The following is a 20,388-nucleotide window of genomic DNA, read 5'->3' on the forward strand; positions in this document are numbered from 1 at the left end:
GCCCTTCGCAAGGTTCTCCGCAACCACCTCGAAGAACTGGCCCTCCTCCGCCGTGCCTTCGGCCAACTGGATGACGTTGGACCCGAGATCGGTGGCGACGATGTCGGCCTGAAGACAGTACCGCTCGATGCGGAGAACCTCATCCTGCTCGATCAGCCCCTCCCTCCCGGCGGTCGGAGATTCGGCTAGCTCCCGTGCAACCTCGTCAACGCGATCCGCGATCACCCGGCCGACGCGCGTAACTAGATCCAGGTGCCGTGCGGCGCGTGACCGCTCGTCTGCCCACGAACGTTCGACCTGCCGGATGAGCGTGCCCTGGTGATCGACCGGAGCGCGCGCAGGTTCGCCGAACACCAGGTAGTCGAGGCTGACGTTGAAGAAATCGGCTAAGGCAAGCAGCTTGTTGAAGCTCGGCCTCGTCTGCCCTCGGGTGTACTGGGACAACGCTGCAGCGGTGATGCCGACTGATTCCAAAATTGCTCGACGATTTCGACTGTATCCGCGACTGTCGATCAAGTCGGCGAGCATTTCCTCCAGCTTTACCTCTCGTCGGGACACTTTACTCTCCCTGGCGGGTTACCGCTCAACTCAGACCCTTCATCACTTCGTGACAAAGTGGCGCTTTACGGATCCGTAGTCACGCTTCGTGCCCCCTCTGGACATTGACGTTACGGCACCTGACACTTGGCGCAAGGGGAACATCGCGTCGGGATCGACGATCTGGGAGAGGCGAGGATTCTGCGGAGAGCAAGGTGGTGTGCGTATGGCGACCGGATATGGGGTTCCGAGTAGCGCTGTCGAGGGGTGCGCCGACACCGGCTGGAGTGGACTTCGTAGATCGAATGGACAAATCTTGGACATGATGTCCGGCCAGCCGCACTACTTCGCATCTGGAGGGCTGGGACATGATGTCGAGTGCTAGCGGTCGCGGCTGTGGAAAACAAGACGCCAACGAAGTCGTCGCGGGCGAGAAACGTGATGACCTTTGTCAGGTTTTCGTCTCCTACTCACATGTGGACGAGGCTGAACGAGTAAGGCTCGACATGCACTTGGCGCCGCTGGTGCGAGAAGGGCTCATTCGGCTGTGGTCCAGTCGCTCGATCGCGCCAGGCTCGGACTGGCAGCGGGACATCGTGAAGGAACTGGAAAACGCGGACATCGTCATCCTCCTCGTGACCGCGGATTTTGTCGCTTCCGTCTTCTGCTTCGAGAAGGAGTTGGCGGCGGCGCTGCGACGCCAACAGCGCGGTGGAGTGCGGATCGTGCCGGTGCTGGTCAAGCCGGTGGACTTCGCGCACCTGTCGTTCGGTCGTTTCCAGGCGCTACCTCGTGACCTGCGGCCGATCAGCAGTTGGGACGACCCGGACGCCGGCTGGCTCGAGGTCGCGCTTGGCGTTCGGGAACTGGCCGAGGAGATCTGTCGTTCCCGCGCTGTCGTTCCGGCTCAGCGGTCGGGCTCGGAGTACGAGTCGGACAAGACGCATCTGGGGCGTCAGCTCAACTCGTACTACGGAGCCAGCAATTGTGTAATCGACGGGCCGGTCGCCGAGGATCGAAATATCGAGTGGATTCCTCTTGATGATGACTTCTCAAACATGCGGTTCGATAATCTCGTTCCCATCAGTACGCGATACCGGGACCGAACCTCGCGTTTCGGCGGTGAGGCCCTGCGGATGACCGCGTTTCGGTTCGGCATAGATCTCATCGCAGGAAACGTGTTCCACAGTGCGCGCCGGCATTTCCATGCCGATGTGCCGTCACTCGCCTTCGGGTGTGTGCGGCTAGGCGACGCCCTGGCGGTGAACTATCCCAACTACTTCGAGGCGCACGACGGCGACGACTGGACCTTTCTCGCGCAGAGTCTGTTCTACCTACCGTACCGAATGCATCCAGCCTTGCTGACGGCGACGCTGTGTCGAGTTCGCCACCGGCTGGCGGCGACGGATCGCTGCCCGAACGGTGCGCTCGCGGCATTGTTGCTCGCGATCGCGAACCTTTACCAGGACGGCGGAAACTGGGATAAGGCCGAGCAACTCTACGAACGGGTGCTCGCATTGAGGACAGCGGACGCTATACGAGCTGACGTACTCCGCCGACGGGCCACAGGGTGGTTGCTCGGCGGCACGAACATCGTATCGATGGACCGGGAGTTCCGGTCCATCGTCGGATATAGGACCAATGCGGACCTTTCGGTGTCACTTGCGATCACACAAGGCTGGTGGCACCTGCTGGAGGCACGCCCGGAACGGTGTCTCCGGGAGCTCGTACCGTTCGACTTCGAAGAGGAGGCGCCGATACCCGCTCCGATGTACAGCCCCCACACTCTCGTCGAGTTCAAGCTTGTTCAGGCTGCTGCGCTCGCGGCCCTTGGGCTCAGCTGCACGCCGCAGGTGCGCTTCGTGCGCCAGCACGCCCGCTCGCGGTTGCGGCCGGTGTTCACTGAGTTCATCGCGCCACGGGTACTGCCCCGACAGTTCGACGAAGTGGTCGAACCGCTCCGGGATCGGCATGCGCTTTCAACCGGCCTGCTCGACGAGACGGCCGCGGCGGTTCTCGCCGCACGGGCGGTGAACGTGTCCGGGCGGCCGATCTGGGTGGACTAAATCGCTGGTCGGCGACGTCTGGTCGCGGCCATGATCGGGCCATGACTTCCGCGGACGGGCGGGCCGGGATCGATGCCGCGCTGGTCGAGCGGCTCATCGGCGCGCAGTTTCCGCAGTGGGCTGGGCTCCCGGTGACGCCGGTGAAGGTTGACGGGTGGGACAACCGGACGTATCGGCTCGGGGACGACATGAGTGTGCGGCTGCCTACGGCGGAGGGCTACGTGCCGGCGGTGGCCAAGGAGAACGCGTGGCTGCCCCGGCTGGCGCCGCAACTGCCGCTGCCCGTGCCGACGGTCCTCGGGGCGGGGGTTCCTGGGGAGGGGTATCCCTACCCGTGGTCGGTGCGGGGGTGGTTGCCGGGGGAGGCGGCGGACCGGGCGCCGATAGCGGACATGGTGCGGTTCGCCCGGGAGCTGGCTGCGTTCATCAGGGCGCTGCAGCGCTGCGACGCGGACGGGGGACCCGCCGCCGGGCGGCACAGTTGGTACCGCGGGGCCTCGCCGGCCTTCTACGACCACGAGACTCGGCGCTGCCTCAACCAGGTCGACGGGCGGGTCGACACAAAGGCCGCCGGCAGGGCATGGGACGCGGCACTCCAAGCCGAGTGGCGCGGCGAGCCGGTCTGGTTCCACGGTGACGTCGCGGCCGGGAACCTCCTCGTCGAGGGCGGGCGGCTCGCCGCGGTCATCGACTTCGGGACGTCCGGGGTCGGGGACCCCGCGTGCGACCTGGTGATCGCCTGGACGATGTTCGACGGCGCGAGCCGCGCGGCGTTCCGGGACGCGGTCGGCCAGGACGACGGGACATGGGCGCGGGCCCGGGGCTGGGCGCTGTGGAAGTCGCTGCTTACGCTGGCCGGGAACCCTGGTCCGGAGCTGGCCGCGGTCAACCACCGCATCATCGACGCGGTCCTCGCGGAGGCATAGCACACCCTCGTTGCACCGTTAGCAGTCGCGTGGGTAGAGTGCCAACCGTACGGCGCCGACACCGCCCCGGCACCCGCGACGGCGGGGTGGCAGGAGCCGCAAGCAAGACAGGTAACTGCCAACGCTTTCGAACAGACCCGTGGAGGTCACCGCGGTGAGCGTGAACATCAAGCCGCTCGAGGACAAGATCGTTGTCCAGGCGAGTGAGGCCGAGGCCACGACGGCGTCGGGCCTGGTCATTCCGGACACTGCCAAGGAGAAGCCCCAGGAGGGCAAGGTCCTGGCGGTGGGCCCGGGCCGCATCGACGACAACGGCAACCGCGTTCCTCTGGACGTGAACGTCGGCGACGTCGTCATCTACTCCAAGTACGGCGGCACCGAGGTCAAGTACAACGGCGAGGACTACCTGATCCTCTCCGCCCGCGACGTGCTGGCCGTCATCAACTGACGACCTGCGGAGTCCGACTCGACGCCCCGGTGGCCCAGTGGGGCTGCCGGGGCGCCCGAGTTCAGAAAGGTAGGACATGCCCAAGGAGATCAGCTTCGACGAGGACGCTCGTCGGGCGCTCGAGCGCGGGGTGAACAAGCTTGCCGACGCGGTCCGCGTGTCGCTCGGCCCGCGCGGTCGGCACGTCGTGCTGGCCAAGAAGTTCGGTGGCCCCACCGTCACGAACGACGGCGTCACCATCGCGCGGGAGATCGAGCTCGAGGACGCGTTCGAGAACCTCGGCGCTCAGTTCGCCAAGAACGTGGCGACCAAGACCAACGACGTCGCCGGTGACGGCACCACCACGGCCACCGTGCTCGCGCAGGCCATGGTCCGCATCGGCATGCGCAACGTGGCCGCCGGCGCCAACCCGGCCGGGCTGGGCCAAGGTATCCAGCTCGCCGCGGACGCCGTGGTCGACGCGCTGAAGAGCAAGGCCACCCCGGTCAAGGGCCGGGACAACGTCGCCCAGGTCGGCACGGTCGCCTCGCGCGACGCGTCGATCGGCGCGCTGCTCGGCGAGGCCATCGAGAAGGTCGGCAACGACGGTGTGATCACCGTGGAGGAGTCCTCCACGATGGCCACCGAGCTCGTCATCACCGAAGGCGTGCAGTTCGACAAGGGCTACCTCTCCGCCTACTTCGCCACCGACCCGGAGGCGCAGGAGGCGGTGCTGGAGAACGCCTACGTGCTGCTGCACCGCGAGAAGATCTCGTCGCTCAACGACCTGCTGCCGATCCTCGAGAAGATCGCCCAGGCCGGCAAGGCGGTGCTGATCGTCGCCGAGGACGTCGACGGCGAGGCGCTGTCGACCCTGGTCGTCAACTCGTTGCGCAAGACAATCCGCGCGGTCGCGGTGAAGGCGCCGTACTTCGGCGACCGGCGCAAGGCGTTCCTCGACGACCTGGGTGTGGTCACCGGCGCGACAGTCGTGTCCTCCGACGTGGGCATCAAGCTCTCCGAGGTCGACCTGGACGTGCTGGGCAACGCCCGCCGCATCGTGGTCACCAAGGACGACACGACGATCGTCGACGGCGCCGGCGCCAAGGCCGACGTCGACGCGCGCGCCGAGCAGATCCGCAAGGAGATCGAGGCGACCGACTCCGACTGGGACCGCGAGAAGCTGCAGGAACGGCTCGCGAAGCTGTCCGGCGGCATCGCCGTGATCCGGGTCGGCGCGGCCACCGAGACCGAGCTGGCCGAGCGCAAGCACCGCATCGAGGACGCGGTCGCCGCGACCAAGGCCGCGGTCGAGGAGGGCGTCGTCCCGGGCGGCGGCTCGTCGCTCTTGCACGTCGGCAAGGAACTCGACAAGCTGCGGGACTCGCTCTCCGGCGACCAGGCGACCGGCGTGCGGATCGTGCAGGCCGCGCTGGCCGCTCCGCTGCAGTGGATCGCGGCCAATGCCGGTGAGGAAGGCGTGGTCATCGTCTCCAAGGTGCGCGACATGAGCTGGGGCCACGGCTTCAACGCCGCGACGCTGACCTACGGCGACCTCGCCGCCGACGGTGTCGTCGACCCGGTGAAGGTCACGCGTTCGGCGGTCACCAACGCGGCGTCCATCGCGCGGATGGTGCTCACCACCGAGGCCTCGGTCGTGGAGAAGAAGGAGGAGGAGCCGGAGGCTGCCGCCGGCCATGGTCACGGCCATGGTCACGGGCACGGCCCCGGATTCTGATTTCTCAGGAGAAACGCCGCGCCCGGCATGCCGGGCGCGGCGTTCTTGTTGTCAGGACGTCACAAATGTGGCGTCAGGTTGCCACTGCCAGAGTTCGCTTCTCGACTTTGATGATCGCCTCACGCTCTCCTTCCGAGAGGCCGCCCCAGATGCCGTACGGCTCGTGGACCGCCAAGGCGTGTCGACGGCACAGTTCCAGGACCGGACATGCCTGACAGATCGCCTTCGCCCTGGCTTCGCGCCGCGCCCGTGCCGGGCCGCGCTCGCCGTCGGGGTGGAAGAAGAACGCGCTGTCCATGCCGCGGCAGGAACCCTCGAGCTGCCAGTCCCACACATCTGCGTTCGGACCGGGGAGCCTGCGAGTGTCCGCCATGTTGTCCGCCTCCCTTGCCGGAAATTTGCACTAACCGGCTACTCCATTCGGCACAGCGGAATCAACGCTAGAACCGCGCCAATACTTGTTCAAGGGTGATCGACTCATTGATTGCCCAGTTCAGCCGATCGGGACGACACGTAGACGCTGCGTATTCGTCGATCCAGTTGCCGGACACCGCTGATCACTCGACGATGGGGAGCGTGGCGACGAAGCAGGCGGCTGTGGGCGATCAAGCTCCGCTGGTGCGCGAGGTGCCGCCGCTGCCGTCAGAAGGGGAGTTGGCCCTCCCGGTCGCTGCCGTGGCGCGGCGGCTCGGCGTCGCACCCGCCACGCTTCGCACCTGGGACCGGCGCTACGGCATCGGGCCGCGCGAGCACACCACCGGACGGCACCGCCGCTACGCACCGGAGGACGTCGCCCGGCTCGAGGTCATGCAGCAGGCGCTGTTGCGTGGCGCGTCCCCGGCGGAGGCCGCGAACTACGCCCTCCGCACGGCTGCGCCGGCCTACGACGTCGACATCGTCGCGCCCCGCGAGCCGCTGCTGCGCGAGGTCGTGTCGCGATCGTCGCAGGTGCAGAGGCTGAGCCGGGCGGCGATGGCCATGGACACCGTCGCGACCGAGCAACTGATCGCGGACTGCATCGCCCGCCTGGGGGTCGTGGCCGTCTGGCACGAGGTGCTGCGGCCGGTGCTCTCCGCGCTCGCGAGCCGCTGGGCGCAGTCCGGCGAGTGCGTCGAGGTCGAGCACCTGGTCAACGAGTGCACGCTGTCGGCCATGATCGGCGCGACGCCCGTGGTCGCCACGCCGCGCAACCCCCGTCCGGTGCTGCTGTGCGGCGCGCCCGGGGAACGGCACGGGCTACCGCTCTACGTGCTGCGCGCCGCGCTCGCCCGGGCCGGCATCGGCACGCAGATGCTCGGCCCGGCCCTGCCGGTCGAGGGGCTCGCCGGGGCGGTGCGCCGGAGCGGGCCGGCCGCGGTCGTCGTCTGGGCGCAGCTGCCGCGCTATCTCGGCCCGGACGTGTTCGAGCGGGTGCCGCGCACGCGGCAGCGGGTGCGGCTGTTCGCGTGCGGGCCGGGGTGGACGGAGCTGCCGAGCCGGGTGGGCCGGCTGGCGGACATCGCGGACGCGGTGCGCCGGATCGAGGCGCTGGTCGGCACGTGAGCGGAACTGATCACGAGCTCGAGCGGGCGGCGTTCGGGGACCGGCCGGACCTATCTATATACGGCACGCCCGCGCGGCCGCGGGACCGGTGGCTCGCGGCGGTCGTCCTCGGCGGCCAGGGCCGGTACGCACGCGCCGCGACGCTGCTCGGCGACCTGCTCACCCACCCGGACCCGGAGCTGGCCGCGCTCGCGTGCGCGACGCTCGCCTCGCACCGACGCCAGCTCGGTGGGCACGCCGCGGCCCGCGTGCTCGACGCGGCCGGGCATGCCCGGCTGTCCGGCCGCCCGGACGCCGTCGAGGCCCGGTCGGACGTCCTGCTCGGGCTCGCCGCCGACGCCGTCGGCGCCGGGCGGCTCGGCGAGGCGCGCCGGCTCGCCGCGCGGGCGCCGGCGGCCGGCTGGCGGGCCGCCGTCCGGGGTGGGTGGGTGAACGCCGAGATCGAGCTGTCCGCGGGCCGGCCGGCGGAAGCGGTCGCGCACGCCGAGCCGGCCGCCGCCCGCGCCGCGGAGTCGGGCTCGGTGCGGCACCGGATCAAGTCCGGGCTGGTTCTCGGCGCCGCACTCGCGGCGCGCGGAGACCATGCCGCCGCCAGGAAGATCGTGGGCCCCGCACTCGACGACGCGCGCGATCTCGAGCTGTTGTCGCTGGTCTGGCCCGGCGCGTTGATCATGGCCGAGCTGGCTCCCGATCGCGCGGACACGAATTGTCAGTGGGCGGCGATAGCTTTACGGAGCGTGTTGCGCCGGGCGGATCCGGTCGGTCGCCGGCTCGCCGAGGAGTCCGCGTGGGTGCCTCGGCTCGCTGGCCCAACCGGGTGACGGGGCGGGTACGGACATCTGGGCGAACTGGTCGGAAGAATTACCACCAGATCGTGTCAAGGTTCGCCCCGAAGCGTCCGATAGGGAGGAGTACGTCACTCGGCTGCAGGAAGGAGTCCCCGTGACGACGGTCTTGATTTGCGACGACCGCCGCGGTGTGCGGGAAGGCTTGACCCGTGTCATGTCCGCGGTTCCAGGGGTTAGTCGCATCGACTGCGTAGCGCACGGTGACGAGCTGCTCGCCAGATTCTCCCGGGCTCCGGTCGATGTCGTACTGGTGGGCACACAACGTGCCGTACCGACCGGGGTCGAGGCGACCCGCCGGCTGGTGTCGGCCAACCCGCAGGCCAACGTGATCGTCTTCGGCGCCCCGGACGACGCCAGCAGCATCGCGGCGGCGATCGCCGGCGGTGCCCGTGGGTACCTCCGCTGGGACGCCTCGCGTCCCGAGCTGGTGGCCGCCCTCGCCCACACGCTTGCGAGCACCTCGGTGCCCGCGCCGCGCCAGCCGTCCGACCCGGGCGTCCAGCTCACCGACCGCGAGCTCCAGGTGCTCCGCGGCATGGCCATGGGCAAGAGCAACGGGCAGATCGGGCGTGAGCTGTACCTGTCCGAGGACACCGTGAAGACCCACGCGCGCCGGCTGTTCCGCAAGCTCGGCGTTCGTGACCGCGCCCAGGCTGTCGCGCACGGCTTCCGGCGTGGCCTCGTCTCCTGACGGACCGGCCGACGAACTGACGTACGACGAACGAGCGTTCCGGACGACGCCACCCGCAGGCCGTGTGGGAGGCGTCGTTCAGCGCGTTTCTGGACTTTTTCTCGCGTGACCGGTAGGACGTCATGTAGAGGTTCGGTCACGGAGAGACACGACGCCGTGTCGCTCACCAGCGCCTAAGGAGCACCATTGTGTCCCACGGTACGGTGGGTGACGCCCGGATGAGTGGCGGCACAAGCCACTACGAGCTGTGACGCCGGGCTGACCGTACCTGCACGTAACACTGAGGCTGCTCGCTGCGATGACCACATTGGGGGACGGACTGGACGCATCAGTAGGTGCTGCCGTCGAGGGCGATCCACGCGCCATTGACCGGGTGCTCGCGTCCATCCGGCCCTTAGTCGTGCGGTACTGCCGCGCGCGAGTAGGCAGGCAGGAGCGTTCGTTCGCTTCGGCAGACGACGTAGCACAGGAGGTGTGTCTCGCGGTGCTCACGGCATTGCCCAGCTACCGCGACCAGGGGCGACCATTCCTGGCGTTCGTGTATGGCATTGCCGCGCACAAGGTCGCCGATGCACATCGGGCGGCAGGCCGTAACCGATCCGAGCCGGTCGCCGACGTTCCTGATGAACCGGAGACCGCTGCCGGTCCGGAGCAACGTGCCATGCAGGCAGACCTCAGCCGTCGGATGAACGACCTGCTGGAGGTCTTACCGGACAAGCAGCGGGACATCGTGCTGCTACGAGTCGTGGTAGGACTCTCGGCCGAGGAGACCGCGGAGGCGGTGGGCTCGACACCGGGAGCGGTCCGGGTGGCGCAACATCGAGCGTTGGCCCGGTTACGAAAGACGTTGTCCGCGGAGGAGGTGGTCTGAATGGGTGATCGGAGAAGTCACGGCGAGCCGGGTATCGGCCTGCCACAGGACGACCGGCCTACCGAGGCCGACCCTTCCGATGGCAACACAGCCGAGTTCGACCTGTCGCTCGTACATGCCGACGACGAGTACCTGGACATGCTGGGTGCCGCCAGCCTCGACGACCCGGACGGCGTGCCCGACGACGAGCTGAGCCGGCTGCTCATGTCGTGGCGCCGCGACGTCGAGACCGAGCCCATCGGCGACCTCGTCGACGAGCAGCTCGCCACAGTCACCGTGCAGGCGGCCCGGCTGCGCCGCAAGCGGCGCCCGCGCCTGCTCGTTCCCGTCGCCGCCGCGGCCGCCGTCCTCGCGATCGCCTTCGCCGGTGTCGGGCTCGCCGCACGCGACGCCCAGCCGGGCGACACGTTATGGGCGCTCACCAAGGTGCTCTACTCCGACCACGCGCGTTCCGTGGAGGCAGCCGAGGCGGTCAAGGCCGACCTGCGGGAGGCGCAGGCCGCGCTGACCGACGGCAACGTGGACGAGGCGAAGTCCAAGCTCGAGGCCGCGCACGCGCAGCTCCCGGTCGTCCTGACCGAGGACGGCCAGAAGGCGCTCGAGAAGCAGCACGCGCAGCTGCTGGCCCAGCTCCCCGGCAGCACGTCCGGCGAGGCGCCGCAGCCGCCGCTGCCCAACCCGACCACCGCGCCCGACCCGGGTACCGGCAGCGGGACCGGCACGGACCCGGGCACCGACCCACAGGAGCCGACCAGCCCGGACACCAGCCAGAGCACGCCGCCGGACACGACGCCGCCGGAAACGACCACGCCGCCGCCGTCCTCGACCGAGAGCCGCAGTGAGGAGCCGCCGAACGGTGACCCGGTGGGCGAGGGCGCGCCCCTCGGTGCCGAGTCCGCACCGGGCGTGAGCGACAGCAGCACCAGTGGCAGTGGCGACGAGACCGGCAGCGGCACGGTCAGCGAGCCGACCGGCTGAGCCCGGCCCGACGAACGCCATGCTCGCAGGTCACGTGTACAGCCAGGCACCGCGCTGCGCGGAATGCGGCGGCCGTGCGCTGCTCGTTGAGGAGGCCGTACGGGCCCTGGTGAGGGAGTCCCTCGGCCGGCTGGTGGCACGCAGGTGCCCGCAGGAGGACGGCTGGCACATCCACGACCCGGCCAACGAGTCCCGCTAGCCGCCGGTCGGCGCGGCCGAACCAGACCGGTCCGGCCGGCCGCGGTGCGTCAGTTCTTCTGTGGGATCGGGGCGCTCTTGGCCGTCGCGGTTACGCCGTCGATGAACCCGCGGCAGTACTCCCACGACACGTATGCCGACGGGTTCGGGTCGAAGGCCGGCTCGTGGGGGCGCATGCGGCCGTCGTTGAGCAGCTGTTCCAGCGAGGCGCGCAGCAGCGCCCAATCGTGGTAGTGGGGCTCCTGGCACTCGGCGCAGTCGACCACCACGCCGCGTACCGCGCGTTGTTCCAGCAGCGCCTGGTAGACGCCGAGGTCCCGTAGATCGGCGAGCAACTCGGCGCGTTCCTGCGCGGTGACCGGCTCCTCGCCGTGTTCGTCGGGGCTGTCCAGGGCCCGCGCCGGGTCGTTCGGATCGCCCGCGAACGGGTCCAGCGGCATCGCGTCTTCCCTCACGCCCCGCACGGTACCGGGCCGACCCCGCAACCAGTCCAGATACCATTGGATATCGGTGTCCAACCTGCACAAACGGAAGGCACACATGTCCACCCCTGACGGCGTCCCGGCCAAGTTCGCCATGCTCGGCCTGACCTTCGACGACGTGCTGCTCCAGCCGTCCGAGTCCGACGTGGTGCCCGGCGAGGTGGACACCAGCACCCGGCTGACCCGCAACGTCTCGCTGCGGATCCCCCTGGTCAGCGCCGCCATGGACACCGTCACCGAGGCCCGCATGGCGATCGCCATGGCGCGCCAGGGCGGCATCGGGATCCTCCAGCGCAACCTCTCGATCGAGGAGCACGCGCGCCAGGCGGAGACCGTCAAGCGCTCCGAGGCCGGCATGGTCACCGACCCGATCACGTGCCTGCCCACCGACACGCTCGCCGAGGTCGACGCGCTCTGCGCCCGCTACCGCATCTCCGGCGTCCCCGTCACCGACGCCGAGGGCACGCTCGTCGGCATCATCACCAACCGCGACATGCGCTTCGAGGTCGACCACACCAAGCAGGTCAGCGAGGTCATGACCAAGGGCCCGCTGGTGACCGCCCAGGTCGGCGTCAGCGCGGACGCGGCGCTCGGGCTGCTGCGCCGGCACAAGGTCGAGAAGCTCCCGATCATCGACAACGCCGGCAAGCTGCGCGGGCTGATTACCGTCAAGGACTTCGTCAAGACCGAGCAGTACCCGTTCGCCACCAAGGACATCGACGGCCGCCTGCTCTGCGGCGCGGCGGTCGGCGTCGGCGACGACGGGTACAAGCGCGCGATGACGCTGGTCGACGCCGGCGTGGACGTGCTCATGGTCGACACCGCCCACGGCCACTCCCGCGGCGTGATCGACATGGTCGCCAAGCTCAAGACCGAGCTGGGCGACGCCGTGGACGTCGTCGGCGGCAACGTCGCCACCCGGGAGGGCGCGCAGGCGCTGGTCGACGCGGGCGCGGACGGCGTGAAGGTCGGCGTCGGGCCCGGCTCGATCTGCACGACGCGCGTCGTGGCCGGCGTCGGGGTCCCGCAGATCACCGCGATCTACCAGGCCGACCTCGCGTGCCGCCCGGCCGGCGTGCCGGTGATCGGCGACGGCGGCATCCAGTACTCCGGCGACATCGCCAAGGCCATCGCGGCCGGCGCGTCCGCGGTCATGCTCGGCAGCCTGCTCGCCGGTACGGCCGAGGCGCCGGGTGACGTGATCCTGGTCAACGGCAAGCAGTTCAAGACCTACCGCGGCATGGGCTCGCTCGCGGCCATGCAGTCGCGCGGCGAGGCCAGGTCGTACTCGAAGGACCGCTACTTCCAGGACGACGTGCTGAGCGAGGACAAGCTCGTGCCCGAGGGCGTGGAGGGGCGGATCCCCTTCCGCGGCCCGCTCTCGCAGGTCGTGCACCAGCTGGTCGGCGGCCTGCGGTCGGGCATGGGCTACACGGGCTCGCGGGCGATCTCCGAGCTGCAGCACGCCCAGCTCGTCCGGATCACCGCGGCCGGGCTCAAGGAGAGCCACCCGCACGACGTGACGATGACCGTCGAGGCGCCCAACTACACGACCCGTTGACGCTGCGCTGAGGCGGCGCATTCAGGAAGGACCACCCCGGTGCCGGATGTTGTCGAGATCGGCATGGGCCGGACGGGCCGGCGCGGATACGGGCTGGACGAGATCCAGATCGTGCCGTCGCGCCGGACCCGCTCGTCCCAGGACGTGTCCACCGCGTGGCAGATCGACGCCTACCGCTTCGACATTCCACTGATCACGCACCCGACGGACGCGGTCGTCTCGCCGGACTCCGCCGTCGCGATCGGCGGGCTCGGTGGGCTCGGCGTGCTCAACGCGGAGGGCCTGTGGGCCCGGCACGCGAACGTCGAGGAGGCGCTCGCCAAGGTCCAGCAGGCTGCTGACGACGCCGACCTCACCGCGCTCACCCGCGTCCTGCAGGAGCTGCACGCCGCGCCGATCCGGCCGGAGCTGGTCGCCGAGGCTATCAAGAAGGTCACCGCGTCCGGGGTCACCGCCGCCGCGCGGGTCAGCCCGCAGCGCGCCGCCGAGCTCACGCCCGACCTGCTCGCGGCCGGCGTCGAGATCCTGGTCGTGCAGGGGACGATCGTGTCCGCCGAGCACGTGGCGAAGGGCGGCGAGCCGCTCAACCTCAAGTCGTTCATCGCCGAGCTCGACGTGCCGGTCATCGCCGGCGGCGTGCACGACTACCGGACCGCCATGCACCTCATGCGCACCGGCGCGGCAGGCGTGCTCGTCGGCTACGGCTCCGGCCCGGTGACCACGACCGACAGCGTGCTGGGCATCGGCGTGCCGATGGCCACCGCGATCATCGACGCGGCCGCCGCGCGGCGGGACTACCTCGACGAGACCGGTGGCCGCTACGTCCACGTGATCGCCGACGGCGGTGTCGAGTGCAGCGGCGACCTCGCGAAGTCGATCGCGTGCGGTGCCGACGCGGTCATGCTCGGCGCGCCGCTCGCGGCGGCGGCCGAGGCGCCCGGCAAGGGGCTGTACTGGACGGCCGCCGCCGCGCACCCGTCGCTGCCGCGCAGCCGGGTCGCGCCGGTCGCCGGCGACGAGGACGTCGTGGACCTGCGCACGCTGCTGTTCGGCCCGTCCTCGGACGCCGAGGGCCTGATCAACCTGTTCGGGGCGCTGCGCCGGGCGATGGCGAAGACGGGCTACTCCGACGTGAAGGAGTTCCAGAAGGTCGGCCTGACGGTGCGCGCATGACGGTTCGCGAGGTGGTGGCCGAGTCCGGCGGGCTGGCCCTGGTCGAGCTGGTCGACGGCGATCTCGAGCACCTCGCGGCGGACAAGGCCGGCCCGTTCGACGTCGACGAGGACCCGCGGCCGCCGCTGCACGAGCCGTGGGTGCACCGGCTGGGCGTGGTGCTCGACGGCGAGCTGGTCGGGACGGTGAGCTGGCACGCCACCGGGTACGGGCACTCGTTCCCCAACACGGCGTGGAACGTGGGCATCGGGCTGGTGTCGGCCGCGCGTGGCAAGGGCACCGGCGTGCGCGCGATGCGGCTGCTGGCCCAGTTCTTGTTCGCCACCACCGAGGTCGACCGTATCGAGGCGCAGACCGGCGTGGACAACACGCCGGCGCAGTGGGCGCTCGCCAAGGCCGGGTTCCAGGCGGAGGGCAAGCTGCGTGGCGCGCAGCAGCGCGACGGGCAGCGGCGGGACATGATCCAGTTCGGCATGCTGCGCACGGACCTCGACGCGCCACCGGCCGGCGGGCCGCGCGACATCGTCATCGAGCGCGACGGCGTGGGGCTCGCCGCGCCGGTGCCGGGTGAGCGCGAGCGGTTCTTCACCGAGGCGGGCGGCGACTTCGAGGTCGACCGGGACGAGCGGCCGAGCATCGCGGGGCCGGTGCGCACGTTCCTGCTGAGCATCCTCGACACGGACTCCGGCGAGCTGCTCGGCGGCGTGAGCTGGCACGCGGTCGACTACGGCGGCACGCTCGGCTGCCAGGCGTGGAACATCGGCATCGGGCTGGTGCCGGCCGCGCGCGGGCGCGGGGTGGGCACGCTCGCGCAGCGGTTGCTGGTCGAGCACCTGTTCGCCACGACCGAGGTGGACCGGGTCGAGGCGGGCACGGACGTCGAGAACGTCGGCGAGCAGCGAGCGCTCGAGAAGGCCGGCTTCCGGCGTGAGGGCGTGCTGCGTGGCACCCAGCTGCGCGGCGGCATCCGGCACAACCTCGTGCACTACGGCATCCTGCGGTCGGATCTCGACCCCGGCGAGGGCCCGCGGAAGACGTTCGCCGAGGGCGCGGGCGTCGTGCTCGCCGAGTCACGGGCCGAAGAACGCCAGCAGGTCTTCGCGGCCGGCGGCCCGTTCGACACCGATCCCGACCCGCGGCCCCGAGCCGGGAACGCCCCGGAGGTGCACCGCGCGTCGGTCCTCGAGGCGGGGACCGGGCGACTGCTCGGCACCACGGACTGGCACGTGGTCGGCTACGGCGACAGCCGTGCGTGCGCGGCGTGGAACTTCGGCATCTCGCTGCTGCCGGAGGTCCGCGGCCGGGGCATCGGCACGATCGCGCAGCGGCTGCTCGCCGAGCACCTGTTCGCCACCACGGACCTCGACCGAGTCGAGGCGGGCACCGACGTCGACAACCTCGCCGAGCGCCGGGCCCTGGAGAAGGCCGGCTTCCGCCAGGACGGTGTCATCCGCGGCGCGCAGCTGCGCGGCGGGCGGCGGACCGACATGGTGATCTACGGGCGCCTGCGGGGTGATCTCGAACCGCCGGCCGGGCCGCGGCGAACGCTCGCCGAGCGCGGCGGCGTGGCGCTCGCCGACCTGCTGCCGGCCGACCGCGAGCAGGTCATGGCCGTGGGCGAGGACGAGTTCGATGTGGACGAGGACCGCAGGCCCCGGCAGGCACCCGCGCCCATCGTGTACCGCGCCGCGATCGTCGACGCGGGCTCCGGCGAGCTGCTCGGCGCCACCAGCTGGCACGCCGTCGACTACGGCCCCACCCTCGGCTGCTCGGCCTGGAACCTCGGCATCGTCGTGCTGCCGTCCGCGCGCGGCCGAGGCGTCGGCACGATCGCGCAGCGGCTGCTCGCCGACCACCTGTTCGCGACCACTGAGCTGGACCGCGTCGAGGCGGGCACCGACGTGGACAACATCGCCGAGCGGCGCGCCCTGGTCAAGGCGGGTTTCATCGAGGACGGCACGATCCGCGGCGCACAGCTGCGGGGCGGGGAACGGCGCGACCTGGTCTTCTACGCCCGGCTTCGTACTGACCGGTAGCTAACGGGGCCGCGGTCAACTAGCGTCGCGCGCATGGATGTGGACTACGACGTCGTGGTGGTCGGCTCGGGGTTCGGGGGGAGCGTCGCGGCGCTGCGCCTCACGGAGAAGGGCTACCGCGTCGCGGTGGTCGAGGCGGGGCGGCGGTTCGCCGACGACGAGTTCGCCAAGACGTCGTGGAACCTGCGCAAGTACCTGTGGGCCCCCGCGCTCGGCTGCTTCGGCATCCAGCGCATCCACCTCCTCAAAGACGTCATGATCCTCGCCGGCTCGGGGGTCGGCGGCGGGTCGCTGGTGTACGCGAACACGCTGTACCGGCCGCTGAAGCCGTTCTACTCCGACCGCCAGTGGGCGCACATCACCGACTGGGAGGCCGAGCTCGCGCCGCACTACGACCAGGCGTCGAAGATGTTCGGCGTGGTCACGAACCCGACGGTCACGCCGTCGGACGAGGTGATGCAGAAGGTCGCCGCGGACCTGGGCGTGCCGGAGACCTACCACCCGACGCCGGTCGGCGTCTTCTTCGGCACGCCGGGCGAGACGGTGCCCGACCCGTACTTCGGGGGCGCGGGGCCGGCGCGGACCGGCTGCACGGAGTGCGGGTCGTGCATGACCGGTTGCCGCGTCGGGGCGAAGAACACGCTGGTCAAGAACTACCTGTACCTGGCCGAGCAGGCGGGGGCGAAGGTGCTGCCGCTGACGACCGTCACCGCCGTGCGGCCGCGTTCGGCGGGCGGCTTCTTCGTCGACCTGCGGCGGACCGGGCGCCGGGTGCGGGCGACGATCACCGCGGGGCAGGTCGTCCTCGCCGCCGGGACGTGGGGGACGCAGCGGCTGCTGCACTCGATGCGCGACGCGGGCGTGCTGCCCGGCCTGTCGCCGCGGCTGGGCGAGCTGACCCGGACGAACTCGGAGTCGATCATCGGCGCGGCACGGACCTCGGTCGACCCCGAGCGGGACTTCAGCCGTGGCGTGGCGATCACGTCGTCGATCCACCCGGACGAGACCACCCACATCGAGCCGGTGCGCTACGGCCGCGGCTCGAACGCGATGGGCCTGCTGCAGACGATCTCCACGGACGGCGCGTCGTCGGTGCCGCGGTGGCTGCAGGCGCTGCGGTTCCTGGTGCGCCACCCGGTCCAGTCGGGGCGGCTGCTGAAGGTCCACCGGTGGAGCGAGCGGACCGTGATCCTGCTGGTGATGCAGAGCCTGGACAACTCGATCACGACGTACACGAAGCGCGGCCTGTTCGGCCGGCGGCGGTACACCTCGCGGCAGGGCCACGGCGAGCCGAGCCCGACGTTCATCCAGGCCGGCTACGACGCGAACCAGCTCGCGGCCAAGCACATCGGCGGCATGGCGGGCGGGACGTGGGGCGAGGTGTTCAACATCCCGCTGACCGCGCACTTCATCGGCGGCTGCCCGATCGGCACGTCGGCTTCCGCCGGCGTCATCGATCCCTACCACCGGGTGTTCGGCTACCCCGGTCTGTCCGTTGTGGACGGCTCGGCCATCTCCGCGAACCTGGGCGTGAACCCGTCCCTGACGATCACCGCCCAGGCCGAGCGGGCCTTCTCCTTCTGGCCGAACAAGGGCGAACCGGACCCGCGCCCGGCGCCGGACGCGCCGTACGAGCGGCTGGCCCCGGTGCCCCCCGCGAACCCGACGGTCCCGGCGGACGCCCCGGCGGCGCTGTTCGTGTCGCCGACCCCGACCAAGAACGCGGAGCGCTTCGCCCCGTAGGCGTGGCAGGGTGGGTGGCGTGGCTAAAGCGTTCGCGTCCAGTGGGGACATCGAGGCCAAGGCGGAGACCTTCGTCGAGCTCGCGCCGGGGGTCTACGCGCTCACGGCCGAGGGGGATCCCAACGTCGGGGCCATCGAGGCCGAGGACTTCCTCGTCTGCTTCGAGGCCAGGGCCACGCCGGTGGCCGCCCGCCGGTGGCTCGGCAAGCTCCGCGAGCGGACCGGCAAGCCCGTCCGCTACCTCGTCCTCTCCCACTACCACGCCGTCCGCGTGCTCGGCGCCGGCGCGTTCGAGGCGCAGGAGATCGTCACCCACGAGCAGACCCGCCGGCTGATCGCCGAGCGCGGCCGGGCCGACTGGGAGTCCGAGCTCGGCCGGATGCCGCGGCTCTTCGAGGAGCCCGAATCGATCCCCGGGCTCACCTGGCCCACGCTGACCTTCAGCGACCGGATGGTCATCCCGCTGGACGGCGAGCGCGGCGAGCGCGAGCTCGTCCTGCAGTACTGCGGGCGCGGGCACACCGCGGGCGACATCGTCGCCTGGCTGCCGCAGGAGAAGATCCTCTTCGCCGGGGACCTCGTCGAGGCGCAGGCCGCGCTCTACACCGGCGACGCCTTCCACGACGACTGGGCTTCCTCCACATTGGACAACGTGGCCGCGTTCGGCGCGGAGCAGCTCGTCGGCGGGCGCGGGGCGGTGGCGCAGGGCGCGGACGCCGTCCGGGCGGCGGTCGCGCAGAGCCGGCACTTCCTCGACGAGCTGCGCCGCACGGTCGGCGCCGTGCACGACGCGGGGGGCGCCCTTGCCGAGGCCTTCAGCAAGGCGCACGACGCCCTCGCGCCCGAGTTCGGCGGGTGGCCGATCTTCGAGCACTGCCTGCCTTTCAACGTGCAGCGGTACTGGGACGAGCTCGACGGCGTCGACTGGCCCCGCATCTGGACCGCCGAGCGCGACCGCGAGGTCTGGGCCGCGCTGCAGGGGGAGTAGATGGATCCGGTCCTCGTCGCCGGCGCCGGGCCCGTGGGCATGGTCAGCGCCCTGCTGCTCGCCCGCCACGGCGTGCCCTGCGTGCTCCTCGAGGCACAGCCCCACCGCACCGCGGAAGGCAGCCGCTCCATCTGCGTCCAGCGCGACGTGCTCGACATCCTCGAGCGCGTCGGCCTCGGCGCGCAGGTCGCCGACGTCGGCGTCACCTGGACCCGCGGGCGCACCTACTACCGCGAGCACCAGGTCCTCGAGATCACCTTCCCCGAGGTCGGCGACTCCGCGTTCCCGCCGTTCGTCAACACCCCGCAGTCCATTGTGGAGCTGCTGCTCGAGCAGCGGGTCAGCGAGGAGCCGCTCGTCGAGCTGCGCTGGGACCACGCGGTCACCGGCGTCACGCAGGACGGCGACGGCGTCCGGGTGGCCACGACGCACGGCGAGCTGGCCGGCACGCACCTGATCGCCGCCGACGGGCCCCGCTCGGCCACCCGCGAGCTGCTGGGCCTGCCGTTCGCCGGAGTGTCCTTTCCGGACAAGTTCCTCATCGCCGACATCCGCGCGGAGCTCGGCTTCGCGGTCCCCGAGCGGCGGTTCTTCTTCGACCCGGTCTGGAACCCCGGCCGCCAGGTCCTGCTGCACCCGCAGCCGGGCGGCGTGTGGCGCATCGACTGGCAGGTACCCGACGACTTCGACCTCGCCGCGGAGCGCGCGGGCGGCGGGCTCGACAAGCGGATCCGGGCCGTCGTGGGCGACAAGGACTACGAGATCGTCTGGCTGTCGGTGTACCGGTTCCACCAGCGTCGGGTGCCGGCGATGCGGATTGGCCGCGTGCTACTCGCCGGCGACGCCGCGCACTCGATGAGCCCGTTCGGCGCCCGCGGGCTCAACTCCGGTATCTGCGACGCCGACAACGCCGCGTGGAAGATCGCCCTCGACCGGGCCGGATGTGCCGGGCCGGAGCTGCTCGAGTCCTACGACGCCGAGCGCGGTGCCGCGGCCGCGGAGAACCTTCGGGTCACCGACGAGACCATGCGCTTCCTCGTACCGCAGAGCGAGGCCGAGCGCGCGCACCGCGTCGACGTGCTCACCCGGTCCGTCGACGACCCGGAAGCACGCAAGGAGATCGACTCCGGCAAGCTCGCCGAACCCTTCTGGTACACCGGCTCCCCGCTCACCACACCCGCGCGCACGTTCCTCCCGTTCCCGACCGAACCCGGCGTCGCGCGGCCCCCCGTGCCGGGTGTGCTGTGCCCGGACGGCCGGCTCGACCGGGGCATGCGGCTGCGCGAGCTCGTCGGGCCGGGGTTCGTCGTGCTGGCGAACTGGTGCCCGTGGTGGCCGGCCGACGAGGACGAGCGGGCCCTCACCGGCCTGCCGGTCCTGCTCGATCAGGAGGAGGACGACCACCTCGCCAAGGCCCTGCGGCTGCCGCCGCGCTCGCTCGCGATCGTCCGGCCCGACGGGCACCTCGCGGCCGTGCTGCACGAGCCGCGGGAGGGTCCGATCGCGCCGCTGGTCACCGCGGCCCTGCGGCGCGCGACCGGCTGGGGAGCCGGACCGGCGGCAACCTGATCCACTACCCGTGC

The 20,388-nt window shown here is 70.9% G+C and carries 19 protein-coding genes; 16 read left to right on the forward strand and 3 right to left on the reverse strand.

Annotated elements, in window-relative coordinates:
* A partial coding sequence (locus VH969_RS29400) for a helix-turn-helix domain-containing protein (protein WP_331980132.1) occupies positions 1-558 on the reverse strand: 558 nt, incomplete at its 3' end.
* 347 nt (positions 559-905) lie between these two features.
* On the opposite strand from VH969_RS29400, the gene VH969_RS29405 reads away from it, so the two are divergent.
* The 4 genes from VH969_RS29405 (at position 906) to groL (ending at position 5,694) form a co-directional block, all read left to right on the forward strand.
* Positions 906-2,603: a TIR domain-containing protein gene (locus VH969_RS29405; protein WP_331980134.1), complete on the forward strand. Its 1,698-nt coding sequence runs from the start codon at positions 906-908 to the stop codon at positions 2,601-2,603.
* Positions 2,604-2,644: 41 nt separating this feature from the next.
* Positions 2,645-3,529 (forward strand): aminoglycoside phosphotransferase family protein, encoded by an 885-nt coding sequence (locus VH969_RS29410; RefSeq protein WP_331980136.1) that lies wholly within the window; start codon positions 2,645-2,647, stop codon positions 3,527-3,529.
* Between the two features lie 154 nt (positions 3,530-3,683).
* A complete protein-coding gene (gene groES / locus VH969_RS29415) occupies positions 3,684-3,977 on the forward strand; it encodes a co-chaperone GroES (RefSeq protein WP_414638634.1) in 294 nt (97 codons plus the stop codon).
* Between the two features lie 76 nt (positions 3,978-4,053).
* A complete protein-coding gene (gene groL, locus VH969_RS29420) occupies positions 4,054-5,694 on the forward strand; it encodes a chaperonin GroEL (RefSeq protein ID WP_331980140.1) in 1,641 nt (546 codons plus the stop codon).
* A 73-nt stretch (positions 5,695-5,767) separates the two neighbouring features.
* Here groL and VH969_RS29425 read toward each other — a convergent pair whose 3' ends face one another.
* Positions 5,768-6,067, reverse strand: coding sequence for a WhiB family transcriptional regulator (locus VH969_RS29425; protein ID WP_331980142.1), 300 nt, complete (start codon positions 6,065-6,067; stop codon positions 5,768-5,770).
* A gap of 203 nt (positions 6,068-6,270) precedes the next feature.
* Between VH969_RS29425 and VH969_RS29430 the strand changes: the two genes are divergently transcribed.
* The 6 genes from VH969_RS29430 to VH969_RS29455 all read left to right on the forward strand — a co-directional run bounded on the left by VH969_RS29430 (position 6,271) and on the right by VH969_RS29455 (position 10,823).
* Positions 6,271-7,236, forward strand: coding sequence for a MerR family transcriptional regulator (locus VH969_RS29430; RefSeq protein WP_331980144.1), 966 nt, complete (start codon positions 6,271-6,273; stop codon positions 7,234-7,236).
* Positions 7,233-8,057 carry a hypothetical protein gene (locus VH969_RS29435; protein ID WP_331980146.1) on the forward strand — a complete coding sequence of 275 codons (825 nt, stop codon included), beginning with the start codon at positions 7,233-7,235 and terminating at the stop codon, positions 8,055-8,057. Before VH969_RS29430 ends, VH969_RS29435 begins: the two co-directional genes overlap by 4 nt.
* Positions 8,058-8,178: 121 nt before the next feature.
* A complete protein-coding gene (locus VH969_RS29440) occupies positions 8,179-8,775 on the forward strand; it encodes a response regulator transcription factor (protein ID WP_075129007.1) in 597 nt (198 codons plus the stop codon).
* Between the two features lie 298 nt (positions 8,776-9,073).
* Complete coding sequence (locus tag VH969_RS29445) at positions 9,074-9,646, forward strand: sigma-70 family RNA polymerase sigma factor (protein WP_331980151.1); 573 nt, start codon at positions 9,074-9,076, stop codon at positions 9,644-9,646.
* Positions 9,647-10,624: a hypothetical protein gene (locus VH969_RS29450; RefSeq protein WP_331980153.1), complete on the forward strand. Its 978-nt coding sequence runs from the start codon at positions 9,647-9,649 to the stop codon at positions 10,622-10,624. It begins immediately after the preceding gene.
* Between the two features lie 34 nt (positions 10,625-10,658).
* Positions 10,659-10,823 (forward strand): hypothetical protein, encoded by a 165-nt coding sequence (locus VH969_RS29455; RefSeq protein WP_331980155.1) that lies wholly within the window; start codon positions 10,659-10,661, stop codon positions 10,821-10,823.
* Between the two features lie 49 nt (positions 10,824-10,872).
* Here the strand turns inward: VH969_RS29455 and VH969_RS29460 are convergent, their stop codons facing one another.
* Complete coding sequence (locus VH969_RS29460) at positions 10,873-11,262, reverse strand: DUF5319 domain-containing protein (protein WP_331980211.1); 390 nt, start codon at positions 11,260-11,262, stop codon at positions 10,873-10,875.
* Between the two features lie 100 nt (positions 11,263-11,362).
* Between VH969_RS29460 and guaB the strand changes: the two genes are divergently transcribed.
* Genes guaB through VH969_RS29490 form a run of 6 tightly spaced genes read left to right on the forward strand, consistent with a single transcriptional unit; the run spans position 11,363 to position 20,374 of the window.
* Positions 11,363-12,865, forward strand: a complete 1,503-nt coding sequence (guaB, locus tag VH969_RS29465) for an IMP dehydrogenase (protein WP_331980157.1) — start codon at positions 11,363-11,365, stop codon at positions 12,863-12,865.
* Between the two features lie 39 nt (positions 12,866-12,904).
* Positions 12,905-14,038 (forward strand): GuaB3 family IMP dehydrogenase-related protein, encoded by a 1,134-nt coding sequence (locus VH969_RS29470; protein ID WP_331980159.1) that lies wholly within the window; start codon positions 12,905-12,907, stop codon positions 14,036-14,038.
* On the forward strand, positions 14,035-16,074 hold the full coding sequence (locus VH969_RS29475; RefSeq protein ID WP_331980161.1) for a GNAT family N-acetyltransferase: 2,040 nt from the start codon (positions 14,035-14,037) through the stop codon (positions 16,072-16,074). Before VH969_RS29470 ends, VH969_RS29475 begins: the two co-directional genes overlap by 4 nt.
* A 33-nt stretch (positions 16,075-16,107) precedes the next feature.
* A complete protein-coding gene (locus VH969_RS29480) occupies positions 16,108-17,817 on the forward strand; it encodes a GMC family oxidoreductase N-terminal domain-containing protein (protein WP_331980163.1) in 1,710 nt (569 codons plus the stop codon).
* Positions 17,818-17,836: 19 nt separating this feature from the next.
* A complete protein-coding gene (locus VH969_RS29485) occupies positions 17,837-18,805 on the forward strand; it encodes an MBL fold metallo-hydrolase (protein WP_331980165.1) in 969 nt (322 codons plus the stop codon).
* On the forward strand, positions 18,806-20,374 hold the full coding sequence (locus VH969_RS29490) for an FAD-dependent monooxygenase (protein WP_331980167.1): 1,569 nt from the start codon (positions 18,806-18,808) through the stop codon (positions 20,372-20,374).
* Positions 20,375-20,388: the final 14 nt, after the last annotated feature.

It is taken from the genome of Actinophytocola sp. (genome assembly GCF_036555685.1).
In the GTDB taxonomy this organism is placed as follows: Bacteria; Actinomycetota; Actinomycetes; order Mycobacteriales; family Pseudonocardiaceae; genus Actinophytocola.